The organism is Dyella sp. EPa41 (assembly GCF_016586165.1).
Lineage (GTDB): Bacteria > Pseudomonadota > Gammaproteobacteria > Xanthomonadales > Rhodanobacteraceae > Dyella.
Map to the genome: position 1 here is coordinate 1 of NZ_BCPR01000080.1, position 21544 is coordinate 21544.

Genomic DNA, 21544 nt, shown 5'->3' on the forward strand with positions numbered 1-21544 from the left:
GTCAATCTTGCGATAACCCCGTTCGAAGCATGTTCTGTAGCGAAGAGAACTTAAAGCCACTTCGCTGAGTCGTGAAGAACCTTATGGAGTGTCGCGCCTTTCCCCCTCTCCCCTCCGGGGCACGCGGGGAGCGGCCATGGATGGCCGCGGCTTTGAGGAGCGAGGAGAGGGCTGGGGTGAGGGGTCAATCTTGCGACTAACCCCGTTCGAAGCATGCTCTGACGAGCAGGCCCATCTCATTCCCGGCGAGCACTCCCGGCGTGGTCGAAGTCACAAAAAACCCGCCGGGCGGCGGGTTTTTTAAGTCGACGGGAACGAAACACGTCAGTCGTCATTGCTGCGGAACAAATGCCTCAACAGGAAAAACGCGCCAACCGTGCCGGCGACGATCGCCGTGGTCGCGACCGGGTGCCGTGATACGTGCCGGCGCAGGCGCCGGTACTGGTAGTTGGCCTCGTCAGCGAAGTCTTCCGCGGCATGGCCGATGCGGCGAGCGTACGCATTATGGTTGCGCCCGAAGCGGCGACGCGCGTCGCGCCCGCGCTCCATCAGGTCGTCCGCACGGTCGGCGGCTTCGCCCGCATAGTGTCGGATGCGCTCGCCCACCCGTTCGCGGACGCCATTGACGGTGTTTTCGATGTCGTAGGGTCGGCCCATGGCGTGCTCCTCGCAGAATGAAGGGCAACGTTGCCAGCGCTCGCGTGAGTGACGCGTAAATGACGAGGCGATTTATTCATCCCGACGTGGGCGGCACGCGTTCGCCGCGCCCCTGGGCCTCGAGCATGCGTGCCAGCGTGCGGCGGAAAGGCGGCGTGGCTTGCGCTGCGCGCAGCAGGGCGGTGCGGGCCACGCGCGCGGGCAGCCGATCGTCCGTATAGAGCTTCACGATGGCCTGCGTGGCGAAATACAGGGGCAGGGTCGCCACGCGGTGGGTGCGCTCGTAACGCTGGAGCACGCGGGGCGAGGCGAAGTCCTGGCCGGCGGCATGCGCGCGCCGGATCTGCCCGGCCAGCGTATCCACGCTGAGCAGGCCGAGATTGAAGCCGTGCGCGGTGACCGGGTGCATGCCCACCGCGGCGTCGCCGATCAGGGCCAGGCGCGGCGCGATGAAGCGGTGCGCATACGTGGCCACCAGCGGATAGGCGTGGCGGGTACTGGTCAGGTTCATGGCGCCGAAGCGGCCGTCGAATCGCCTGCGCATGTCCTGGTTGAACTGTGCGTCGTCGAGCGCCATCACGGATTTCATGGTGTGGCCCGGCAAGGTGAGCACCACCGACGCCTCGCCGTCGTGCAGCGGCAGCAGCGCCATGGTCTGGCCGTGGTCGAACCACTCCAGCGCCTCGCCGTCGTGGGGTTTCTCCAGAGCCATGCGACACACCAGCATGGTCTTGCCGAAGTCGTGCATGTCGACCGAGATGCCTGCATCGCGACGCAACGATGAGAAGCGGCTGTCGGCCGCGACCACCAGGCGGGCTGTGACGCTGGTGCCATCCGCCAGCTGCAGGTGCGGCAGGCCGTCGGGCAGCGACATGGCGCCGACGGCCGTATCGGTCACGAGGGTGATGCGCGGCTCGTGTTCCACGCAGGCATAGGCGGCCCGGCGGATACGGTCGTTGGGGACCAGGAAGCCCAGCTCCCCATCGCCTGTGCCGGTGGGCAGCACGCTGAGCCCTTGCAGGGACTGGCCGTTGAGCACGCGGGCGGTGCGCAGCGGGGAGATATCCGATGCACCGAGCCGGTCCCACAGGCCCAGCTTGCGCAGGATGCGCACGGAGCGTTGGGTGAGCGCGATTTCGCGCCCGTCAAAGGCGGGCTCACGCAGCGCGTCGAGCGGCTGGCGCTCGATCACCACGATGCTGAGCCCGGTATCGGCCAGCGCGCGTGCAAAGCACAGGCCGGCAGGTCCGGCGCCAACCACCACGATATCGACATTCATGCGGAGAAGACCATCCGTGCAGGTGCGGTGAGCCTGCACATGCTAGGAAGTCCCCTGGGACGAGCCATGACATCCGTCAAGCGGGAGAGCCATCGCGACGCAGTGTGCAACGCCATGGCATCGTGCACGAGGGCTCCCGCGTACGGCTTGACGACGCCGTCGAATGGTCGGCGAGCCACGATGGCCAAGGGCACACGACGAATGCCGGCATGACGATCCTTCGGCATCGTGGTCGTGAGCACGGCCGTCACGCCGCGCGTGTCACTCAGCCGGCGGAAGGTTCCGCATGCAAGCGCTGGCGTCGGCGCAGCGTGGGGAACATGGCCATCCACAGCGCCACCACCACGAGGGTGCCGATGCCGCCGATCACGGTGGCGTTCACCGCGCCTACCCATGCGGCGAGGATGCCCGACTCGAACTCGCCGAGCTGGTTGGATGTGTTGATGAAGATGGCGTTGACGGCGCTGACGCGCCCGCGCATGTCGTCGGGCGTGTCCAGCTGCACGAGCGCGCCGCGGATCACCATGCTCACCATGTCGAAGGCGCCCAGCGCGAACAACGCCACCAGCGACAACCACAACGCGGTGGAGACGGCGAAAACCAGCGTCGCCAGGCCAAAGCCGGCCACCGACGCGAACATGATCGGGCCCACGCGCCGCTCCATGTTGTGCCGCGCCAGCCACAGCGACATCAGCAGGGCGCCCACCGCGGGCGCGGCGCGCAGCAGGCCCAGGCCCCACGGCCCGGTATGCAGCACATCCTTGGCGAAGATCGGCAGCAGGGCGGTAGCGCCGCCCAGCAGCACGGCGAACAGGTCCAGTGAAATCACGCCGAGCACATCGGGCCGTGCGCGGATGAAATGCACGCCGGCGAACACTGTCTTCAGCGTGGCCGGTTCGCGCTTGGGCTGGGCCTGCTCGTAGCGCAGGTGTGCCATCAACAGCACCGCGACGAGATACAGCAGGGCACACACGGCGTAGACCACGCCGGGGCCCGCGACGTAGAGCAGGCCGCCGATCGCCGGGCCCATGATCATGGCGGCCTGGCCCGCCGACGCGCTGGCGGCCATGGCGCGCGGAAGCACGCTCGTCGGAACCAGCGCGGGCAGCATCGACTGCATCGCCGGAAACTCGAACGCCTTGGCCACGCCGATCACGAATACCAGCGCGAGTATCGCGACCTCGTGGGCGAAGTGCATGAAGCTGATGGCCGCGAGCACGGCGATCGCCAGCATGTCGACGATCTGCCCCAGCAGCACGATGCGGCGGCGCTCGAACTGGTCCGCGACGTGTCCCGCCGGCAGCGCCAGCAACACGGAAGGAATGAACTGCACGAGACCGATCAGGCCCAGGTCGAGCGCGCGGCCGGTGATGGCATAGACCTGCCAGCCCACCGCGACGGACAGCATCTGGAAGCCGAAGCCGGAACAGATGCGCGCGAACCAGAACTGAACAAAGGCGGGATGCGTACGCAGGGCGTCCGCTGCGGGCGGCGTGGTGGAAGGCGACATCGGAGTTCCTGGGGAATCCGACGCATTATCGATGGCTGCAGCGTACGGGCAAGGTTCAGCGCTTTCACGCCGATCTCCCCGGGCCTTGACCTGATCTTGGCGAGCCCACCCCTAGCGTGAAACACGCCGAAACAAGTCGCGAGGTGCCCCATGGGCCGGTTTGCCGAACGCGTCTATACCGATCCCGTCCATATCCGCCGGCTGGAGTCGCTGGTGCAGGAATTGCCGACCAATGGACACGTGGTCTTGTTGCTCAAGGACGGCAGCGCTTACGACGGCGTCGTATGCGAACGCCCCAATGTGCAGTTGTTCCGCGATGGCGAGGAGAACGAAGGCATCAATGGCGTGGTCCGGCTTGAGCGCCCCGACGTGCCCGACTGGAGCTGCTACGTGTGGTTGGGCGACATCCGTCGCGTGGAGCATCTGGACTCCACCATGGGCAGCGAGAGCTGACGATCCCGCTGCCCGATGGGTGTCACGCGCGCTGTGCCTGTCCATCCGGTGCATGGATGGTTCCGGCCGGCCCTTCATGGGGCTTCGCATCGAGTCCGAACAAGGGGCGTAGCCAGCGCGAACGGCGTATGGCGAATTCGTGCAGCAGTGCGCAGCCGGCCACCGTGCACGCAAGCACCAGCAGCGGTTCCAGCACACCGCCCAGGCGCAGCGGAATCAACCAGTACGCAGCCGCCAGCATGATGCTCTGGTGCAACACGTACCACGGGAACACCGCCTCGCGTGCATAGGGCAGCCAGCGGAACGGGCGGTTGAGATACCGATGCCCCCAGCCCAGCACGGCGGCAATGGCGGTCCAGGCGTAGAGATAGTTCAGCACGCGCAGCACCATGTGCACCGTCGCCATGGCGGCGGAGGCCAGCGGCGACACATCCATGTACCGGTCGAGGCAGAGGAAGCCGGCGAAGCACAGCAGCGCCGTGGCGAGCGAAGCGCGACGCAGCCGCGCCAGTTCATCCCACAGCGCGCCGCGCGTGCCCAGCACATAGCCATAGAAGAACACCGTGCCGTACTGCGCATGCGCATGCCAGTCGTTGAGCAGCGCATGGTTTTGCGGGAAGCGGTTGCCGAGCAGGGCCGAGTAGACCATCAGCGGAACGGCGGGCAGCAACAGCAGGGTCGCACCGCGCGCATGCCGGCAGGCGGCGACGGCGCGTTGTCCGAGCGGCGATTCCAGCCAGGGAACCAGCGCCAGCAGCACCAGTGTGTAGACCCACACGTAGGGCAGGTACCACAGGTGGTTCCAGGTGACGCCGAACTGCCAGCCGTCGAAGGCGCCCGCAGGCCATGGGCCACCCGTCCAGTAGCGCAGCAGGAACGCGCCGAAGCCCGGCGCGACCAGCCCGTTGTCCACGCCCTGCACGTACGGCTGGATCGGGACCACCACGGCCATGCCGAACAACAGCGGAACCAGCAGCCGCACGGTGCGCCTCCAGGCCACCACCGGCAGGGCACGGCGCCCGCGCAGGAAATGGACGGCGAGCCCGGAGATGAGGAACAGCAGGTCCATCCGCCAGCGGTTCATGAACAGCATCGGGTATTGCAGCCACCCGGCGAGATAGTGGCTCTTGAGGTGGAAGCCCCAGTCGTTCACGTAGAGCATGCCCAGGTGATAGAGGATCAGCAGGCCGAAGGCGAGCACGCGCAGGGCGTCGATGTCGTGGCGGCGGTTCATGGGGCGCTCCGATGAAGGGTTGCGCCATGCTGTCCGCCGACGATGCCGGTGTCCGCCGCCAAGTGATTGATTGCAGGGCTGTGGGGACGAATGGCCGGCAGGCAGGGACGAACATGCCGCGCCAACGCCGCGTCCACGTAGAATCCGGGCCATGACGACACGGACGAGTTTGGATTATCAGGGGTTCCAACGCTGGCGCCGGCCGTTCGAGGTCGGCTTCTGGGTTGTCATGCTCACCGGCAACACCGTCTTCAACGGACTGGTGTCCTGGTTCGATCATGTCTATCACCGCAGCGGCACCGCGAGCCTGGAACCCTGGATCTGGGAGGCGAGCAGCAGCCTGGTGATCCTGGCGCTGGTCCCTTTCGTGGTGTGGGCGACCCGGCGCTGGCCGCTGCGCTTCGATACCTGGCGGCAGAGCCTCAAGGCGCATGCGCTGCTGACCGTGCCGTTCTGCCTTGTCCATGTCGGCGCCATGGTCGGCCTGCGCATGCTCGCCTACCGGGCCATGGGCAGCCATTACCAGTTCGGCAACGTGCCGGTGGAGCTGTTCTATGAATACCTGAAGGACTTCCGCACCTACCTGATGTTCGTGTCGCTGATTTCCTTCTACGGTTTCTTCGTGCGCCGCCTGCAGGGCGAAGCCAGCCTGCTGGCCGAACCCGACGAAGGCCCGCCGGTGGAACCGGTGGATCGCCCAGAGCGTTTCCTGGTGCGCAAGCTCGGCAAGGAGTTCCTGGTGGCCGCGCGCGACATCGAATGGCTGCAGGCCTCGGGCAACTACGTGAACCTGCACGTGCGCGGGCGCGACTACCCCCTGCGCGCCACCATGGCGGGCATCGAGGAGAGGCTGGATCCCGCCCGTTTCCTGCGGGTGCACCGCAGCTACCTGATCAATCTCGACCACCTGGCGGAAATCGAGCCGCTGGAGACCGGCGACGCCCGCCTCGCCATGCGTGACGGCGCCAGCATTCCCTGCAGCCGCCGCTACCGCGCGCAACTGCGGGAGCGCTTTGGAGATGCGCCCGTCGGCGCATGACACGAACCCCTTGTAGGAGCGCACCCAGTGCGCGAACAGCCTGCAGCTGTCCCTCATGGTTGAGCCCGATGCACCGCGGTCGCGCACGGGGTGCGCTGCTACGGTGATGAAGCCACTAGTTGCGTTCGCCCGTCCCGCCGTTCCACTCTAAACGCCTTCCCTACACCGGATGCCTGCCCATGAACCTGCTTCGTCCCGGCCTAGTCGGCACCTCCCTCTGCATGGCGCTCGCCCTGGCCGCATGCTCCCCGTCGGGCGACCAGGCACCGGCATCGCAGCAGGCGCAGGCGCCGGCCGACGATTCCGCGCAGAAGCTCGACACCTATCGCCAGTTGGTGCGCATCCACAACGACGAAATGGCCGTGACGATGGGCAAGGAGATCGTCAGCCGCTATCCGAACAGCGACGCGGCCAAGGAAGTGCAGCAGAGCCTGCCCGAGATCGAGAAACGCTATAAGGAAAACAGCGAGAAGAGCCGCCTGGCTGGCCTGTGGCTCTACCAGGTGTCGCCGATGCAGGGCGGCACCCAGTCCACCGCCACCATCGCCAACAGCCAGTCGTCTCCGGATGACCGCGTGAACCTGATCCTGCGTCGCCACACCGACTGGGGCCAGAACGTCTTCCTCTACAACACCGGTGGCCGTCACGGTTTCGTGTGCAAGGGCGTGTGCTCGATCAAGGCCACCTTCGACGGCAAGCCGGGCAGCATCAGCGCCTTCGCACCCACCACCGGCGAGCCGGCCATGCTGTTCAAGGACGACAAGGGCTTCATCGCGCAGATGGAGAAGGCCAGGAAGATCACCATGGACGTGACCATGCAGGACGGCGAGAAGAAGGTCACCCTGGTATACGAAGTGGGCGGCTTCGACCCGGACAAATGGCAGCCGGTATCCAAGGCAGCAAAGAAGAAGTAATGCGTCCACGCGCACCGCGTTCGCGCGTTTTGAAATGCATCCCCTCAAGAGTACGCCGCCATGGCCGTCAAACCCTTCTTGATCCTCGGCGCCGCCTTGCTGCTGGGCGCCTGCGCGCGCGTGGGCCAGGAGTACACCGCGCGCCTCAACGCCCGCCAGCAGGCATACGCCGCCGCGGCGGGCACGCCCGTGCAGAGCTTCCACTACTTCACCCTGTGGTCGTGGGAACCGCTGAGCGACGACCAGTTGGCCGTCTACACGCGCGCCAACGAAGCCTGGCTGCTGGACCTGGACGGCAAATGCCACAACCTGCAGTTCACCAACCACATCGGCCTGACCTCAAGCGTCAGCGAAGTGTCCGCGCGCTTCGACCGGGTGATCACCGGCGGGGCGGACGCACCCTGCTTCATCAAGCAGATCCGACCCGTGGATGTAGCCAAACTCCACGAGCCGCAGCAAGGCAAGCCGCGCGAAGTGGAGGAGATGCAACGGCCGGCGAAGTGATGGTGGCAAAGGGGCGGCAGGTTGTGCGAGCGAGTCGCAAGATTGCCCCCCCACCCCAGCCCTCTCCCCCGGAGGGGGAGAGGGAGAAGTGATGGACCGAAGCGAACAACGAAGTGGCTTTAAGTCCTCTTCGCCACGACGCGTTGCGGTGTAGCCACGCCGTTCGAGGTAGTAATGAGCCTGTCCGGTTGGCCTCAGTCGGCCAACGCTTCTATCTCTCGTACTGCCATGAGCCTTGGCTCTGAAGGCCATTTTCTTTGGGTTACTTTTCTTTTGGGCCAGCAAAAGAAAGTGACTCGGCGGCCGGCAGGACGTCGAAACGCCCGCTGCGTAAGCGGCAACCTGGCGGAAGCGGGGCTACCGAAGGCATAGCCCGCTTTTCACAAGAGCAATAGACGTGTAGACAGGCGCGAAAGGATGTCGCGCACAGGGTGCGCTCCTACAAAAAAAGGGGGCGCCGACAGGGCTGCGCTCAATGCAGGAACAACTTCTCCGCGATTTTCGCCAGCGGCCTCTCCATCGCACTCTGCAACCGCGCCGGCAGATCCAGCGGCTTCAGCAACATCTTCACCGTCATCTCGGCCGGAATATTCCGCCGCAACAACGCCTGCGCCCGCCCGGTCACGCGGCGGAACTCCGCTTCGTTGTCCTTGTGCTGCGGATAACACTGGTTGAACACGTGGCGCAGCGCGACGTCGCCGTCCTCGCTCTTGATCTCGTTGACGCGACGGAGAATGGCGCGGAACACCTTGTAGCGGCCGAAGCCTTCGCGCTCCCGGTATAGGCGGTAGTGCTGGTAGAAGTGCTTGAAATGCCGCACTTCGTCGCTCTTGATGTGGTTGGTGAGTTGCTTGAGCACCGGCTCGTCGGTGATGTCGTTGAGCGCGCGGTACAGGCTGGCCGTGCCGGTTTCCACCACGCAGCGCGCGGCAAGTTCCAGCCCCCGGCTGCTTTCGAGCTGCTCGTTGGTGCACATCGCGCCGTACTCGTTCCAGAACGAGGCGAAGCCGCGATCCCAGTCGAATTCCGGCCAGACGGCCTTCACGTAGGCGGCCAGTGCGCGGCCGTGCTGCAGCTCCTCATGCTCCCAGTGCTGGCTCAGCCATGTCTGCAATTCCTCGTCCCCGGCGAAGTGCTCGACCAGGTTGTGCGTGTACAGATCCGACCCGCTTTCCACGAAGGAGGCGCTGCACAGCAGGAAGAACAGGTCCTCGTTCTGGCGTATCCGCTGGATTTCGATACGGCTGAAATCCAGGCTTTCGAGCGTCCAGGGCAACGAAATGGTGTAGCTCACGCGGGCATTCCTGTGCGGTTTGGGCGGTCGCCGCGGGGCGCGGTGCCGGCCGGCATGACGATTATGTGACAACAGCATACGACGGCAAGGCGGCGCGGGATTAACGCGCGCCGACCCGGAGGCGGCGACGCAAGCGCATGCGGGCTTTCAGCGTACGACGGTCACCGGCACCTGCGAGCGCTGCAGCACGTCGCCGGATACCGAGCCAAGGAGCCAGCGGGCAAGGGCGCCGCGTTCGGTATGCCCGATCACGATGTGGTCGATGCCATGGCGACGCACCTGCTCGAGCAGCACGTCGCCGGGGCTGCCGCGCACGACTTCGGCGTCGATGAGCGACGCGGAGTCGGGAACCAGTTCCTTCACTTCGGCAAGCAATCGCGAGCATTTGCTCGCGCCCGTGTCGGTCATCATCAGCGCGCAGGTATCGGCGCTGCCCTCGGTCATCTGCAGCACGGAGACGACGCGAACCCGGCCGCCGCTGGCGCGGGCCAGGTCGGTGGCGAAACGGACGGCCCGCTGCGACGAAGCGGAGCCGTCATAGCCCACCAGCGAATACTTGAGCATGCGTACCCCTTTGGCCTGGACTGGCGAACCCGTCAGTTGGATACCTCACGGCAGCGGCGCTCGACGTGGGTGTTCTTCGACTGCTGGTTCTCCTGGATCTTCTTGCCAGCGTACGCGCCGCCGGCCGCGCCCGCCACGGTCGCGATCGTCTTTCCCTTGCCGCCACCGACCTGGTTGCCCAGCAGGCCACCCGCTACGCCGCCGATCGCCATGCCGGCGATCTGGTGCTTGTCGCTCGGCTGGTTTTGCACGACCACGTCCTCGCACACGGTGTGGGTTTTCCTGGGCGTGGTCGAGGTGGACGACTGCGCCAGGACCGGCGCGCTGCCGGCCAGCGCCCATGCCGCGATGAAAAGAACGGAGATCCTGTTTTTCATGGCCGCGCCCTCGCTGTGTCCATGCTTTGCAGTGTGCTCGGCGGATTGTTAGTGGAGCATCAAGCGCGGTTTCCACGCCATATTCACGAAGGCAGCGGAGGATGAATGGCCTTCGGTTCGCATGCCGTTTCGTTCAGCCACACTGTCGACAATGGCAATCGGACTTAGCCAAGTTCCATGAGCCAAGGAGAACACGATGATGAAGCGTACGTTCGTAATGGCAGCTTTGGTGCTGGCTTGTGCCGGCGTGTCGACGGCACTTCCGGTCACGACCGCGCGGGCTGCCGAGGCCGAGGTCAAGTGCGACCTGAGCTTCACCCTTTCGGGTTGGTCGATCATCTACAAGCATGCGGAAGGCAGCGGTACGGTCGTGTGCAGCAACGGCCAGCGCGCCAACGTGAAGATCACGGTCAATGGCGGCGGCCTTACCGCCGGCAAGTACCGCATCGACAACGGCAAGGGTGACATCACCCATGTGCGCAGCATCGACGACGTGTTCGGCGACTATGCGCAGGCCAGCGCCGAGGCGGGCGTGGTCAAGAGCGGCGAGGCCCAGGTGCTGAGCAAGGGCACGACGTCGCTGGCGCTGCACGGCAGCGGCGAGGGCGTGAACCTCGGCGTTTCGGTCGGCGCCTTCAGCATCACGCGCCGCTGATGTCTTGAAGGGCAAGGGCAAGGGGCGCCGCGAGGCGCCCTTTGTTTTGCCGGCGTAACGCGTACACTGCACCGGTTTTTCACGATCCCGGAGTGTCGCCATGCGACGTCTTTCGCTGCTGTTGTTGCTGGTCCTGCTGCTGGGCCTCATGGTCCCCGTGCAGGCCGACGAGGCGTCCGCCCTGCCGCAGGCAGGCCAGCCGGCGCCGGCGTTCCGCCTGCAGGACCAGAACGGCAAGTGGCATACGCCTGCCGATCACCAGGGGCACTGGGTGGTGCTGTACTTCTATCCGAAGGACTTCACGCCCGGCTGCACCACCGAGGTCTGCACCTTCCGCGATGACATCGCGAAGCTGCGCAAGGCCGGTGCCGACGTGCTTGGGGTGAGCCTGGACGATGTGAAGTCGCATGCGGATTTCGCCGCCAAGTACCACGTGCCGTTCCCGCTGCTTTCCGACGCCGACGGCAGCACGGCGCGGGCCTACGGCGTGCTCGCGTCCAAGGTGGGCTTCAAGTACGCCCGCCGCACCACCTTCCTGATCGACCCGCAGGGCAAGGTGGCCAAGGTGTACCAGGATGTGGATCCGGAGAAGAACTCGGCCCAGGTGCTGGCTGATCTTGCTTCGTTGAAGGCCTCGTCCTGATGTTCCTCAAGATGCGGGGCGCCGGACGCGCGGAGGGCTTTGCGCTGTGGCGCATCGTGGCCTGGCTGATGCTGCTGCTCGCGGCCTATGGTTGCCTGCAGTACGCGGTGCATGGCGAACAGGTGTGGGGCGTGCTCAGGCAGCTGCCGCCTGGCAACGCCGGCGATGCATCCCAGCTCCGCAAGATCCTGGCCTGGGACGTGGGATATTTTGTCGTTGCGTTTGGCGTGGTGGTGGTCTGCGCGGGGGCGATTCTTCGCCAGGCGTGGTCGCGCCAGGCCCTGCAGGCGGTATCGGTCCTGCTGGCCCTGGGGTGGGGCGTGGCGGGCGGGCTGATGCTGCTCTCGCAGTGGCGCGAATTCAGCCAGGGCATTGCGATGACCAATGCGCAGGCGCCGTTGGATCCGGCGTCGCTGCAGGCGTTGGACCATGTGCGCCGCTCGTTCGTGATCGCCATGGCGGCCAAGGCGGTCGCTGTGCCGGTTCTGCTGTGGCTGGCCTGGTGGCTCGGCCGGCCCGCGGTGAAGGCGGGCTTTCGCGAGCTGCGCCGGCCGCGGCCGGCGCGGTGATTCAGCCGCGGTTGCCTTCTTACCGGTTATCGCTGCGGCAACACTCGCTGCCGTGGCATTCCATGTACCGCCGTCTGCTTTTCGCCTTCACCGTGTCCTTCGCCGGCTTGCCTGCCCATGCGCAGGACCTGGCCACGACCTGCCACGCCACCAGCAGCTACGACCTGACGGTGGCACCCGATCATCTGCTGTTCGATCGCCCGCAGCCAGCGCCACGCCAGGTCGAACTGCGCGACGGCCACCTGCGCACCGACGGCGCTGCCGTCGCCCTGCGACCGGATGAACAGGACCGGCTCGCGCTGTTCGAGCGCGAGTTGCGCGCCCTGGAGCCGCGGGTGAAGGGCGTGGCGGCGAAGGGCGTGGATCTGCTGGTGTCTGCCATGCATGGCGAAGGCGCGCGCCTGTCGTTGAGCCCCGATACGCGAGCGGAACTCGATCGCCGCGTGGCCGCGCGCGCCGCGGAACTCAAGCAGCGCCTGGCCGCCAGCAACAGCACGCACGACTGGCAGGGCAACCTGGCCGACACCTATGCGAACCAGGTGGCGGCTGACCTGATGCCGTTGATCGCCAACGACCTGGGACAGCAGGCGATGAATGCGGCGATGACAGGCGACCTGCAGGCGGCGGCCAATCTGCGTGACACCGCGGCTGACCTCACCACGCAACTGCGTCCGCGCCTCGAACAGCGCATGCAGGCGCTCTCACCGCAGATCCAGGCGCTTTGTCCCTCGATACAGCGGCTCGCGGAATTGCAGCAGGACATCCGCGGCAGCGGCGGACAGCCGCTCAACCTGTTGCAGGTCGGGCAGTAGAACGCCCGCTGAGCGCGACGCCACGCCTACCCGGGATTAACCTTCTGCTAAGCGCGGAAGGACGAGGATCGGCTCGTAATCGGCAGTTTTCCAGGAGGCGGCCTCGTGTCGCACGATCGAGTACCGCGCTACAACGCCCTGATCCGTCGCGGCATCGACGATCGGGATCTGTATCGCCGCGCGCTGGCGCAGGTGCGCGAGCCGGGCCTGCAGGCCCTGTTGGCGGAGAACCTGCACACGCTGGACCTGCTGATCCATGATCTGCAGGTGCAGGCCCATGCCAGCGGGCAGGCGCCGGCCCGGCACGGCACGCTCGCCGGGGCCATCCGCAGCACCTTGGCCGAATGGACCGCGGGCATGTCGTCCAACCGTGACTCGGCGTGGGTCCGCTCGCTGGCACGCAACGAGTGCGCGCTGCTGCACCGCTTCGAGCAGCAGATGGCGCATGCCTCGCGCGAATCCGCCCATGCGCTCGGCGTGCAGCTGTCGCGCCTGCACAGCATCCATCGCGACATGCATTGCCTGGCGGGCACCAACCACGCCTGACGACGACATCATTTCCAAACAGGGGCCACAGGCATGCCAACGCCGGAAGACGTGCTGGAGTTCTGGTTCGATCCCGCCGCCGAAGTGCATTGGTTCGATCGCGACGACGCGTTCGACGCGCATGTGCGTGAGCGCTTCGGTGCCGCGCTGGATGCGGCCGTACGCGGCGAACTGGACGGATGGGAGGCCACGCCGGAAGGCTGGCTAGCCCTGCTGATCGTGCTGGACCAGTTCAGCCGGAACATCTACCGCGACGATGCGCGGGCCTGGAGCCATGATGCGAAGGCACAGGCGCTGGCGCTGGCGGGCGTCGCGCGGGGCGACGACCAGCGGCTTGCACCCTTGCGGCGCCTGTTCGCCTATCTGCCGCTCGAACATGCCGAGGACCTCTCGCTGCAGCGCCATTGCGTGCAGCTGTTCGAGCGCCTGGTGGAGCCGCTTTCCGCAGGGCAGCGTGCACAGTTCGAGAACTTCCTTGATTATGCGCGACGCCACCACGATGTCATCGAGCGCTTCGGCCGGTTTCCCCACCGCAATGCCGTGCTGGGCAGGCCGAGTACCGACGCCGAGCAGGCCTACCTGGCTCGCCCGGGTTCCGGTTTCTGACAACCCACGTTTTCGACAAGGAGTTCGATATGCGTCGCAGTCTCTTGGCCACCCTGTTGTTGTCGTTGAGCCTGGCGGCGCATGCCGGCAGCACGTATCGCATCGGCAGTGAAGTGCTTACCGTCGGCGACAGTGCCGTACGGGCGATGCAATTGCTGGGCACGCCGGACTTCAAGGAGCCGGTGGAAAGCGAATACGGCGGCCACCAGGGCGAGCGTTGGCAGTACCAGCGCGATGGCGGCCGCATCGTCACCGTCACCGTCATCAACGGCAAGGTGTCCGACATCGAGGATCGCACGCGCTGAGCGGGCAGGCTGCCTACAGCCGCGCGCGGCGGGCGGTGCCTGCCGCCATGGCATGACCTGCCGTTAGTGTGATCCCGCCGCGCGAGGGCGCGGGTCACGGACAGGGAAGCGTCATGCGCGGATACATCGGTTGGATATGCCTGGCGGTGGCCTTCACCGCCCAGGCGGGCAGCGGCACGTTGCGGGTGGGCAGCCAGGTGCTGGTGGTGGGTGACAGCGCGACCCGCGCGGTCGAACTGCTGGGCAAGCCCTCGTACAAGTCGCACGGCAAGGGGGCGTCGGGTCGCCGCGCCGGCAGTGGCCGCAGGGCGCGCGGCAGTCGCAGCGCGGAGCCCGCGGGCGAGCAGTGGCAGTACCGCCAGGGCAACCGCGTCGTCACCATCGTGGTGGTGGATGGCCGGGTCAGCGCCATCCGCGATGGCGGGCGCTGATCGCATCACCCTTCCGCGTGATGGATCGCTACCCGTCGAGGGTTTCGGCTCGCTGCCGCTCATGCGATAACAGGTGCGATTCCAGGGAGGTCGCGCCATGCCAGAAGTGCCACATGCCGAAGGGGCGAACGCGCCCAGCCTGTTGCGTGCACGCCATGCGGGCGTGCATGGCAAGGTCACCAACATCGAGCTGTTCTTCGACCTGGTGTTCGTCTACGCGGTGACCCAGCTCTCGCACACCTTGCTGCACGACCTGACCCTGGCCGGCGCGCTGCGCGTGCTGCTGCTGTTCCTCGCCGTGTGGTGGGTGTGGATCTTCACCGGTTGGATCACCAACTGGCTGGACCCCGAGCGGCTCGCGGTGCGCCTGCTGCTGCTCGTGCTGATGTTCGCCGGCCTGCTGCTGTCCACGGCATTGCCACAGGCCTTCGACGGGCGCGGCGTGGTGTTCGCCTGTGCCTACGCCTTCATGCAGGTGGGGCGTTCGCTGTTCATGGTGTGGGCGCTGCGCCACGCGCCGTTCGCGGCCCGGCGCAACTTCCATCGCATCACCAGCTGGCTGGCGGTGTCCGGCGTGCTGTGGATCGTGGGCGGATTCTCCGCCGGCGAGACGCGCTTCGCCTGCTGGCTCGTGGCGCTTTCCATCGAATACCTGGGGCCCGCGCTGTACTTCTACGTACCAGGCCTTGGCCGCTCCAGCACGATGGAATGGGACGTGGAAGGCGGCCATCTCGCCGAGCGCTGCAGCCTGTTCGTGATCATCGCGCTGGGCGAATCGGTGGTGGTGACGGGAAGCAGCTTTGCCGACAGCGCCCGTGGCCCCGATGCGTGGCTCGCCTTCAGCATTGCCTTCGTGGGTTGCGTGGCGATGTGGTGGATCTATTTCGATCTGGCGGTGGAGCGGGGCAGCCGCTCCATCCGTGAGTCGGCCGATCCCGGTCGTACGGCGCGGCTGGGTTACACCTATCTGCATTTGTTGATCGTGGCCGGCATCGTGGTCAGCGCCGTCGGCGACGAATTGAGCCTCGGTCATCCGCATGCGCTGGCGACCGGTGCGCAGGCGGCCGTGCTGTTGGGCGGGCCGGCGCTCTACCTGCTGGGCAACGCGCTGTTCAAGCAGACCGTCAACAACACCAACCTGCCGTTCTCGCACCTGGTGGGCCTGGGCCTGTTGCTGCTGTTGTGCTGGCCGGCCACGATGTTGACGGTGCTGGCGCTGGCTGGCGCAACGACGCTGGTGCTGCTGGTCGTCGCTGCCTGGGAGACGCTGTCGCTGCGCGCCCTGCGCCGCGAGTTGTATGGCAGCGAGCACGGTTGAAGCGCTCCGCTACCCTGTAGGAGCGCACCCTGTGCGCGACAGCCTTTCGCGCCGGTCTGCATGGTTGTTTTTTGGGACTGGTGTTGCCTTCGGTAGCTCCGCTTCCGCCAGAGTGCCGCCTACGCGGCGGGCGTTTCGATCCCCTGCCGGCGCTCGAGTCACTTTCTTTTGCTGGCCCAAAAGAAAAGTAACCCAAAGAAAATGGCCTTGAGAGCCAAGGCTCATAGCAGTACGGGAGATAGGAGCATCGGACGACCGAGGCCAGCCGTGATGCGCTTGTTACTACCTCGAACGACGCGGCTACACCGCCACGCGCCGACGCGAAGAGGACTTAAAGCCACCTCGCTGAGCCGTGATGAAGCCCATGGGGTGCCACGCACTTCCCCCTCTCCCCTCCGGGGCACGCGGGGAGCGGCCATGGATGGCCGCGGCTTTGAGGAGCGAGGAGAGGGCTGGGGTGAGGGGTGGGTGCTCGCGAAGTTCCTTCCTACCTTTGTAGGAGCGCACCCAGTGCGCGACCGCCACGTTGCAACGCACCTTGCCCTTGCGTCGTCGCGACCACCGCGGATCGAGGCAACCATGCCAGCCCGCAGACGCGCACTGGGTGCGCTCCTACAGAGGAGCATGGTGCTCTTGCAGGTCCTGCAGCAGTTCATCGCCGTGCCATTCACGCGGCTCGCGCTCGGCCTGGTGGACCAGCTCCACCAGCCTTGCGTTGACAGGCGCGGTGAGGCCATGGGCATGCGCCAGCCGAACGATCTCGCCGTTGATTGCATCCACCTCCGTCGGGCGGTGGCGTTGCAGGTCTTCCCACATGGATGACCGCGCGATGGGATCGATCGTCAGCATGCGCGAAGCCACGCGCTGGAACCATGCATCTGGCAGGTCGAGGATGCGTGGCAGCCAATGCGCCGGCAGCGGCGTCAAGCGAGCGGATTGCACACGCGCCGCCTTGAACACGGCCAGGGCCTCGCGTTGGGCGAGCGCCAGGCAGCGACGCCAGTGGCGTTGCGACAGCTCGTCCCGCAAGGGCAGCGAGGACAGCGCGTTGATCGCGTTGTTGAGGTTGAGCAGCAGCTTCGCGGCCTGTACGGCCGGCATGTCCTCACGCACGGCGAGCGGCAGGCCGGCCGCGGCGAACAGCGGTACGAACGGCGCCAGCGAGGCATGCGACGCCACCATCAGTTCGCCGCCCGATCCCTGGTGGAAGCTGCCGGGCTGGCCCTGCAGCACATTGAACGGCACCATGCCCGCGAGCACCGGATGGCCAGGCAGGGCGGCGCGCAGGATCCCGGTGTTGTGCAGGCCATTCTGGAAGCTGATCACCGGAACGCCGGGCGCCAGCACGCCGGCAAGCTCGCGTGCGACGGTCTCGGTGGCGCCGGATTTCACCGTCACCAGCACGAGATGCGCCTTGGCGGCGGCGAACGGATCGGTCTGCACGTCCAGTGCGCGGCCGGCCACGTGTCCCTCATGGCCTTCAAGGTCGGTCCAGTCCAATCCGTGCAGGCGCCAGGCGTCGGTGACGCGGCGGCGTCCCACGAAGGTGATGCGCGCATGCTCATGCAGGCGCGCGCCCAGGTAACCGCCCACGCTGCCCGCGCCATAGACGGCGATGCGCGGCAAGGCATGCACACTCATGCGATGGCAGCGGCCGCGGCGCGACCGGCCACGCGGCCGGAGAACAGGCAGCCGCCAAGGAAGCTGCCTTCGAGCGCGCGGTAGCCATGCAAGCCGCCACCGCCGAACCCCGCCGCTTCGCCCGCGGCGTACAGGCCGGGCAGCGGTTGGCCGTCGTGTCCCAGTACGCGGCCCGAGAGATCGGTTTCCAGGCCACCCAGCGTCTTGCGCGTGAGGATGTTGAGCCGCACGGCGATCAGCGGGCCGTTGGCGGGATCGAGGATGCGGTGCGGCTTCGCCACGCGCACCAGCTTGTCGCCGCGATAACGGCGCGCGTTGTGGATGGCCATCACCTGCGCGTCCTTCGCGTAGGGATTGTCGAACTGCAGGTCGCGCGCCTCGATCTCGCGGCGCAGATGCGCGATGTCGAGCAACGTGTTGCCCGCCAGCGCGTTCATGCCGGCGACCAATTCCTCCAGCGTATCGCGCACGATGAAGTCCTTGCCGCGCTGCTTGAACGCCTCCACCGGCGCGGGCGCGCCCTTGCCCACGGCGCGCCTGGCCACCTGGCGCCAGCTCTTGCCGGTGAGGTCGGGATTCTGCTCGGAGCCCGACAGTGCGAACTCGCGGCGGATGATCTGCTGGTCGAGGATGAACCAGCTGTAGTCGTGGCCGGTGCGGCGCAGGTGATCGAGCGTGCCCAGCGTGTCGTAGCCGGGCCACAGCGGGCCGGGCAGGCGCTTGCCGGTGGCGTCGAACCACAATGACGACGGGCCCGGCAGGATGCGGATCGCATGCATCGGCCAGATGGGGTTCCAGTTCTCGATGCCTTCCACGTAGTGCCACATGCGATCGCGATTGATCAGCCTGGCGCCGGCATCCTCGGCGATGCCGAGCATGCGGCCGTCCACGTGCGCAGGCACGCCGCACAGCAGGTGTGCCGGTGGCGTGCCAAGCCGCTCCGGCCAGTTCCTGCGCACCAGTTCGTGATTGCCGCCGATGCCGCCGGAAGAGACGATCACGGCCTGGGCGCGCTTCTCGAACGCCTGCACCACCTCGCGCGAGCTGGGCTTGCCACGCTCGACCTCGTCGTGAGCCAGCAGGCTGCCGCGCACGCCGACCACCGCACCGCCGTCGACGATGAGTTCGTCGACGCGATGGCGGAAACCAAACTGCAAAGCGCCCCTGGCTTGCGCTTCGCGGGCGCGGCGCACGAACGGCTCGATCACGCCGGGGCCGGTACCCCAGGTCACGTGGAAACGCGGCACCGAATTGCCATGGCCGACCGCGCCGTGTCCGCCGCGTTCGGCCCAGCCGACCACGGGAAACCAGCGCATGCCCATCGCGTGCAGCCAGCGGCGCTTCTCGCCCGCGGCGAAGTCGACATAGGCTTCCGCCCAGCGGCGCGGCCAGTGGTCTTCCGGCCGGTCGAACGCGGCGGTGCCCATCCAGTCGGACAGCGCCAGCGCGTGCGAATCACGCACGCCCATGCGCCGTTGTTCCGGCGAATCGACGAAGAACAATCCACCGAACGACCAGAACGCCTGTCCCCCCAGGCTCGGTTCCGGCTCCTGTTCAAGCACCAGCACACGCTTGCCGGCATCGGCCAGTTCCGTGGCGGCGACCAGGCCCGCCAGGCCGGCGCCCACCACGATCACGTCCCACCCTTCGCGCATCCCACGACTCCCCTCATGGCGATCACCGGGTGAACTTAGCGTGCCTCTCCGTGGCCTGCCTAGGCGCACTGCGTCATAGCCATGACCGATGGCACGGCATGACACCTGGCCCATGCTGCGAAACGGTGGCGAAGCGCATCGTTCCAGGAAGTCCGCGGCATCCGCGGCACCGGGCGACACAGGGAGGCGACTGGCATGCGTACGACTTTGATGGCCTGCATGGTGGCGGCCGGCGTGGCCTTCGGCGGCACGGCCGAGGCAAGGAGCTACCAGGTCCACAACGGCAACTGCGGCTATTCCACCGATTACGACGTGAGCGTGCTGCCTGGCGGCATCGAGTTCAGCCGCACGGACGGCCATCCGCGCGACATCTTCATGCACGATGGCCATCTGCGCGTGGACGGCCGCGACGTGGCGGTATCGGGCGACGATGCCGCGCGGCTGCGCCAGTACGAACAGGATGTCCGTGCACTGATGCCGGAAGTGGCCGGCATCGCGCGCGAGGGCGTGAACATCGGTTTTGCCGCGATGCGCACGGTGCTGCTGACCTTTGCCGAGAACGACGGCGATCGCCGCGAGATGGTCGACAAGCTCGACCGCAGCCACCAGCAGGCGCTGGCCGACATCGACAACGGACTGGGCAAGGGCGTGTGGAAGCAGCACGCGCTGGACGAGGCCATCCAGAGCGGCATCGAGAGCTCGGTGGCCGATGTGGTCGGCAAGGTGACCGGTGCGGCCGTGACGGCGGCGCTCAGCGGCGACCAGAGCAAGGTCGCCGCGCTGGAGGCGCGCGCCAATTCACTGGACAAGACCATCGACAAGGAGATCGACAAGCGCGCCGACGAACTGGACCGGCGCGCCGACGCGCTGTGCCCCAGGCTCGGCGCGCTCGACCAGTTGCAGCAGCAGTTCAAGTTCCGGCTGCAGGACGGTTCGCGGCTGCAGCTGGTCACGCACGACAACAAGGACAACAAGAAGCTGGTAACAGCCGCCGATCATGCACGCGCCGACTGAGGCGACCTCCGTGCATGCATCCTGAAAGGTCGACGCTCCCCAGCACGACCCGCTTGTGCCGCGCTCTCACCCTGGCGCGGCTTTTTTGTGCGCGCGTGGCACGCGTGGCAACGGAACCTTGATCGGCGTGCTGCTAGGCTCGCGGGGTTTGTCCCTCGAGAGACCCGCTATCCATGCACGCATTACTGGCCCGTTTGCCGCTTTCCGAAGGCACCATCAACACGATCATCAATGTCGTCATTGCGCTGCTGATGCTGCTTGTCGGCATCTGGCTCGCGGCGCGCCTGGCCAACGTCGCGCAACGCGCCATGCATCGCGCCAACGTCGACCCCACGCTCACCGGCTTCCTGCGCAACCTCATGTATGGCGTGTTGATCGCGCTGCTCATCGTGATGGTGCTGCAGCAGGCCGGCGTGCCGTCCGCCCCGCTGGTGGCCGCGCTGGGCGCCGGTGGCCTCGCCATCGGCCTGGCCTTGCAGGGCTCGCTCAGCAATCTCGCCTGGGGCGTCTTGCTGATCGTGTTCCGCCCGTTCCGCGTGGGTGACTACATCCAGGCCGGTGGCGTGGAGGGCACGGTGCAGAGCCTGAGCCTGATGCACACGCAGCTGGTCCTGCCCGACAACCGCGAAGCGGTGGTGCCGAACACCAAGATCGGTTCGGACGCCATCATCAACTTCAATCGCCTGGGCACGCGCCGCTTCGAGGTGAAGCTGCGCATCGGCTACAAGGACGAGATCGGCAAGGCGATGGACGTGATCGGCGAACTGCTGGCCGCCGATCCGCGCATCCTGCGCGACCCCGCGCCCGGCGTATGGACCGAAAGCCTCACCGACAGCGGCGTGGGCCTGGTGGTGCGCGCGTACACCAGCAGCGGCGACGGCTGGGGCGCGCAGACGGACCTGCTGCGCGCGGTGAAGGATCGTTTCGAGGCCATCGGCATCAGCCTCGCGGCGCCGCAGCGCGACTTCATCCTGATGCAGGGGCGCTCGCCGGAGCAGACCACCTGACCAAGTGGAATGCCCGGCGATCCCTTGGTGGGGCGCGGTTTCCGGGTTGCCTGCGACAGTTCGTTGGAAACCTTCGACCAAAGTGCTGCATACGTATGCGAATGGTGTCTTGTAACGATCCAAAAGCGTCCGGAAGCGGGTCTCGTTCGCTATGATTGACGCCTTACGCGGCCGTCATCCCCGCACGGCACGCCATCGCCATCCGTAGGAGAAACCATGGCCGACCTCAAAGAAGCACGCGTTCCCGATATCGGCAGCGAGAATGTGCCGGTGATCGAAGTGCTGGTGAAACCGGGCGACAAGGTCGCCAAGGAACAGGGCCTGGTGACGCTGGAGTCGGACAAGGCAACGATGGAAGTGCCGGCCCCGTTCGCGGGCACGGTGAAGGAAGTGAAGCTCAAGGTGGGTGACGAGGTGTCCGAAGGCGCCCTCATCGCCATCATCGAGGCCGAAGGCGCGGCTGCCGCTCCGGCGCCGGCCCCGGCGCCTGCCGCCGCACCGGCCAAGGCCGAAGCGC

General features: G+C 66.7%; 25 protein-coding genes. 16 read left to right on the forward strand and 9 right to left on the reverse strand.

From position 1 onward, the window contains the following. Nucleotides 1–324 precede the first annotated feature (324 nt). The 3 genes from JMF82_RS18695 to JMF82_RS18705 form a co-directional block, all read right to left on the reverse strand. Complete coding sequence (locus JMF82_RS18695; RefSeq protein WP_201316041.1) at nucleotides 325–657, reverse strand: hypothetical protein; 333 nt, start codon at nucleotides 655–657, stop codon at nucleotides 325–327. A gap of 76 nt (nucleotides 658–733) precedes the next feature. Continuing rightward, nucleotides 734–1936 (reverse strand): 5-demethoxyubiquinol-8 5-hydroxylase UbiM, encoded by a 1203-nt coding sequence (ubiM, locus tag JMF82_RS18700; protein WP_201316042.1) that lies wholly within the window; start codon nucleotides 1934–1936, stop codon nucleotides 734–736. Between the two features lie 265 nt (nucleotides 1937–2201). After that, nucleotides 2202–3446 carry an MFS transporter gene (locus JMF82_RS18705; protein ID WP_201316043.1) on the reverse strand — a complete coding sequence of 415 codons (1245 nt, stop codon included), beginning with the start codon at nucleotides 3444–3446 and terminating at the stop codon, nucleotides 2202–2204. A gap of 150 nt (nucleotides 3447–3596) precedes the next feature. On the opposite strand from JMF82_RS18705, the gene JMF82_RS18710 reads away from it, so the two are divergent. Further along, complete coding sequence (locus JMF82_RS18710; RefSeq protein WP_201316044.1) at nucleotides 3597–3899, forward strand: DUF3247 family protein; 303 nt, start codon at nucleotides 3597–3599, stop codon at nucleotides 3897–3899. A gap of 22 nt (nucleotides 3900–3921) precedes the next feature. Here the strand turns inward: JMF82_RS18710 and JMF82_RS18715 are convergent, their stop codons facing one another. After that, on the reverse strand, nucleotides 3922–5133 hold the full coding sequence (locus tag JMF82_RS18715; RefSeq protein WP_201316045.1) for an acyltransferase family protein: 1212 nt from the start codon (nucleotides 5131–5133) through the stop codon (nucleotides 3922–3924). A 151-nt stretch (nucleotides 5134–5284) separates the two neighbouring features. Between JMF82_RS18715 and JMF82_RS18720 the strand changes: the two genes are divergently transcribed. The 3 genes from JMF82_RS18720 (at nucleotide 5285) to JMF82_RS18730 (ending at nucleotide 7590) form a co-directional block, all read left to right on the forward strand. Continuing rightward, nucleotides 5285–6172, forward strand: a complete 888-nt coding sequence (locus JMF82_RS18720) for a LytTR family DNA-binding domain-containing protein (protein WP_201316046.1) — start codon at nucleotides 5285–5287, stop codon at nucleotides 6170–6172. 179 nt (nucleotides 6173–6351) lie between these two features. After that, entirely contained in the window at nucleotides 6352–7086 is a 735-nt protein-coding gene (locus JMF82_RS18725) for a hypothetical protein (protein WP_201316047.1), read from the forward strand. Between the two features lie 60 nt (nucleotides 7087–7146). Next, on the forward strand, nucleotides 7147–7590 hold the full coding sequence (locus JMF82_RS18730; RefSeq protein WP_201316048.1) for a DUF6491 family protein: 444 nt from the start codon (nucleotides 7147–7149) through the stop codon (nucleotides 7588–7590). A 472-nt stretch (nucleotides 7591–8062) separates the two neighbouring features. Here the strand turns inward: JMF82_RS18730 and JMF82_RS18735 are convergent, their stop codons facing one another. The 3 genes from JMF82_RS18735 to JMF82_RS18745 all read right to left on the reverse strand — a co-directional run bounded on the left by JMF82_RS18735 (nucleotide 8063) and on the right by JMF82_RS18745 (nucleotide 9825). After that, nucleotides 8063–8884 (reverse strand): ferritin-like domain-containing protein, encoded by an 822-nt coding sequence (locus JMF82_RS18735; RefSeq protein WP_201316049.1) that lies wholly within the window; start codon nucleotides 8882–8884, stop codon nucleotides 8063–8065. A gap of 147 nt (nucleotides 8885–9031) precedes the next feature. After that, entirely contained in the window at nucleotides 9032–9448 is a 417-nt protein-coding gene (locus JMF82_RS18740) for a universal stress protein (protein ID WP_201316050.1), read from the reverse strand. A 32-nt stretch (nucleotides 9449–9480) separates the two neighbouring features. Continuing rightward, nucleotides 9481–9825, reverse strand: a complete 345-nt coding sequence (locus JMF82_RS18745) for a glycine zipper 2TM domain-containing protein (RefSeq protein ID WP_201316051.1) — start codon at nucleotides 9823–9825, stop codon at nucleotides 9481–9483. 196 nt (nucleotides 9826–10021) lie between these two features. Here JMF82_RS18745 and JMF82_RS18750 point away from each other — a divergent pair, with 196 nt between their 5' ends. The 9 genes from JMF82_RS18750 to JMF82_RS18790 all read left to right on the forward strand — a co-directional run bounded on the left by JMF82_RS18750 (nucleotide 10022) and on the right by JMF82_RS18790 (nucleotide 15710). Further along, on the forward strand, nucleotides 10022–10480 hold the full coding sequence (locus tag JMF82_RS18750; protein ID WP_201316052.1) for a hypothetical protein: 459 nt from the start codon (nucleotides 10022–10024) through the stop codon (nucleotides 10478–10480). 100 nt (nucleotides 10481–10580) lie between these two features. Continuing rightward, nucleotides 10581–11123 carry a peroxiredoxin gene (locus tag JMF82_RS18755; RefSeq protein ID WP_201316053.1) on the forward strand — a complete coding sequence of 181 codons (543 nt, stop codon included), beginning with the start codon at nucleotides 10581–10583 and terminating at the stop codon, nucleotides 11121–11123. After that, entirely contained in the window at nucleotides 11123–11692 is a 570-nt protein-coding gene (locus JMF82_RS18760; protein WP_201316054.1) for a hypothetical protein, read from the forward strand. The genes JMF82_RS18755 and JMF82_RS18760 overlap by 1 nt, the downstream gene beginning before the upstream one ends. A gap of 62 nt (nucleotides 11693–11754) precedes the next feature. Continuing rightward, on the forward strand, nucleotides 11755–12504 hold the full coding sequence (locus tag JMF82_RS18765; protein WP_201316055.1) for a DUF2884 family protein: 750 nt from the start codon (nucleotides 11755–11757) through the stop codon (nucleotides 12502–12504). 105 nt (nucleotides 12505–12609) lie between these two features. Beyond that, nucleotides 12610–13050 carry a DUF2383 domain-containing protein gene (locus JMF82_RS18770; protein ID WP_201316056.1) on the forward strand — a complete coding sequence of 147 codons (441 nt, stop codon included), beginning with the start codon at nucleotides 12610–12612 and terminating at the stop codon, nucleotides 13048–13050. Between the two features lie 33 nt (nucleotides 13051–13083). Beyond that, complete coding sequence (locus JMF82_RS18775; protein WP_201316057.1) at nucleotides 13084–13656, forward strand: DUF924 family protein; 573 nt, start codon at nucleotides 13084–13086, stop codon at nucleotides 13654–13656. Nucleotides 13657–13685: 29 nt separating this feature from the next. Further along, nucleotides 13686–13961 carry a DUF2845 domain-containing protein gene (locus JMF82_RS18780; protein ID WP_201316058.1) on the forward strand — a complete coding sequence of 92 codons (276 nt, stop codon included), beginning with the start codon at nucleotides 13686–13688 and terminating at the stop codon, nucleotides 13959–13961. Between the two features lie 113 nt (nucleotides 13962–14074). Next, entirely contained in the window at nucleotides 14075–14392 is a 318-nt protein-coding gene (locus tag JMF82_RS18785; RefSeq protein WP_201316059.1) for a DUF2845 domain-containing protein, read from the forward strand. A 97-nt stretch (nucleotides 14393–14489) separates the two neighbouring features. Next, a complete protein-coding gene (locus JMF82_RS18790) occupies nucleotides 14490–15710 on the forward strand; it encodes a low temperature requirement protein A (protein WP_201316060.1) in 1221 nt (406 codons plus the stop codon). A gap of 612 nt (nucleotides 15711–16322) precedes the next feature. Here JMF82_RS18790 and JMF82_RS18795 read toward each other — a convergent pair. Together JMF82_RS18795 and JMF82_RS18800 are read right to left on the reverse strand one after the other, a co-directional pair. Next, nucleotides 16323–17351: a 2-dehydropantoate 2-reductase gene (locus tag JMF82_RS18795; RefSeq protein WP_201316061.1), complete on the reverse strand. Its 1029-nt coding sequence runs from the start codon at nucleotides 17349–17351 to the stop codon at nucleotides 16323–16325. Next, complete coding sequence (locus tag JMF82_RS18800; RefSeq protein WP_201316062.1) at nucleotides 17348–19006, reverse strand: FAD-binding dehydrogenase; 1659 nt, start codon at nucleotides 19004–19006, stop codon at nucleotides 17348–17350. Before JMF82_RS18800 ends, JMF82_RS18795 begins: the two co-directional genes overlap by 4 nt. A 195-nt stretch (nucleotides 19007–19201) precedes the next feature. Here JMF82_RS18800 and JMF82_RS18805 point away from each other — a divergent pair, with 195 nt between their 5' ends. From JMF82_RS18805 to JMF82_RS18815, 3 genes are all read left to right on the forward strand, one after another. After that, nucleotides 19202–20020, forward strand: coding sequence for a DUF2884 family protein (locus tag JMF82_RS18805; protein WP_201316063.1), 819 nt, complete (start codon nucleotides 19202–19204; stop codon nucleotides 20018–20020). A 173-nt stretch (nucleotides 20021–20193) separates the two neighbouring features. Then, nucleotides 20194–21027, forward strand: coding sequence for a mechanosensitive ion channel domain-containing protein (locus tag JMF82_RS18810; RefSeq protein ID WP_201316064.1), 834 nt, complete (start codon nucleotides 20194–20196; stop codon nucleotides 21025–21027). Nucleotides 21028–21243: 216 nt separating this feature from the next. After that, nucleotides 21244–21544 (forward strand): biotin/lipoyl-containing protein (locus JMF82_RS18815; protein ID WP_201316065.1); only part of this gene is annotated, 301 nt, incomplete at its 3' end.

Bases quoted from the DNA above. Each gene is read 5' to 3' on its own strand.
- JMF82_RS18720 (WP_201316046.1), top strand. From the start codon at position 5,285: ATGACGACACGGACGAGTTTGGATTATCAGGGGTTCCAACGCTGGCGC.
- JMF82_RS18810 (WP_201316064.1), top strand. From the start codon at position 20,194: ATGCACGCATTACTGGCCCGTTTGCCGCTTTCCGAAGGCACCATCAAC.
- JMF82_RS18775 (WP_201316057.1), top strand. From the start codon at position 13,084: ATGCCAACGCCGGAAGACGTGCTGGAGTTCTGGTTCGATCCCGCCGCC.
- JMF82_RS18740 (WP_201316050.1), bottom strand. From the start codon at position 9,448: ATGCTCAAGTATTCGCTGGTGGGCTATGACGGCTCCGCTTCGTCGCAG.
- JMF82_RS18785 (WP_201316059.1), top strand. From the start codon at position 14,075: ATGCGCGGATACATCGGTTGGATATGCCTGGCGGTGGCCTTCACCGCC.
- JMF82_RS18710 (WP_201316044.1), top strand. From the start codon at position 3,597: ATGGGCCGGTTTGCCGAACGCGTCTATACCGATCCCGTCCATATCCGC.
- JMF82_RS18715 (WP_201316045.1), bottom strand. From the start codon at position 5,133: ATGAACCGCCGCCACGACATCGACGCCCTGCGCGTGCTCGCCTTCGGC.
- JMF82_RS18725 (WP_201316047.1), top strand. From the start codon at position 6,352: ATGAACCTGCTTCGTCCCGGCCTAGTCGGCACCTCCCTCTGCATGGCG.
- JMF82_RS18795 (WP_201316061.1), bottom strand. From the start codon at position 17,351: ATGAGTGTGCATGCCTTGCCGCGCATCGCCGTCTATGGCGCGGGCAGC.
- JMF82_RS18805 (WP_201316063.1), top strand. From the start codon at position 19,202: ATGCGTACGACTTTGATGGCCTGCATGGTGGCGGCCGGCGTGGCCTTC.
- JMF82_RS18730 (WP_201316048.1), top strand. From the start codon at position 7,147: ATGGCCGTCAAACCCTTCTTGATCCTCGGCGCCGCCTTGCTGCTGGGC.
- JMF82_RS18750 (WP_201316052.1), top strand. From the start codon at position 10,022: ATGATGAAGCGTACGTTCGTAATGGCAGCTTTGGTGCTGGCTTGTGCC.
- JMF82_RS18745 (WP_201316051.1), bottom strand. From the start codon at position 9,825: ATGAAAAACAGGATCTCCGTTCTTTTCATCGCGGCATGGGCGCTGGCC.
- JMF82_RS18705 (WP_201316043.1), bottom strand. From the start codon at position 3,446: ATGTCGCCTTCCACCACGCCGCCCGCAGCGGACGCCCTGCGTACGCAT.
- JMF82_RS18695 (WP_201316041.1), bottom strand. From the start codon at position 657: ATGGGCCGACCCTACGACATCGAAAACACCGTCAATGGCGTCCGCGAA.
- JMF82_RS18760 (WP_201316054.1), top strand. From the start codon at position 11,123: ATGTTCCTCAAGATGCGGGGCGCCGGACGCGCGGAGGGCTTTGCGCTG.
- JMF82_RS18780 (WP_201316058.1), top strand. From the start codon at position 13,686: ATGCGTCGCAGTCTCTTGGCCACCCTGTTGTTGTCGTTGAGCCTGGCG.
- JMF82_RS18800 (WP_201316062.1), bottom strand. From the start codon at position 19,006: ATGCGCGAAGGGTGGGACGTGATCGTGGTGGGCGCCGGCCTGGCGGGC.
- JMF82_RS18755 (WP_201316053.1), top strand. From the start codon at position 10,581: ATGCGACGTCTTTCGCTGCTGTTGTTGCTGGTCCTGCTGCTGGGCCTC.
- JMF82_RS18765 (WP_201316055.1), top strand. From the start codon at position 11,755: ATGTACCGCCGTCTGCTTTTCGCCTTCACCGTGTCCTTCGCCGGCTTG.
- ubiM (WP_201316042.1), bottom strand. From the start codon at position 1,936: ATGAATGTCGATATCGTGGTGGTTGGCGCCGGACCTGCCGGCCTGTGC.
- JMF82_RS18790 (WP_201316060.1), top strand. From the start codon at position 14,490: ATGCCAGAAGTGCCACATGCCGAAGGGGCGAACGCGCCCAGCCTGTTG.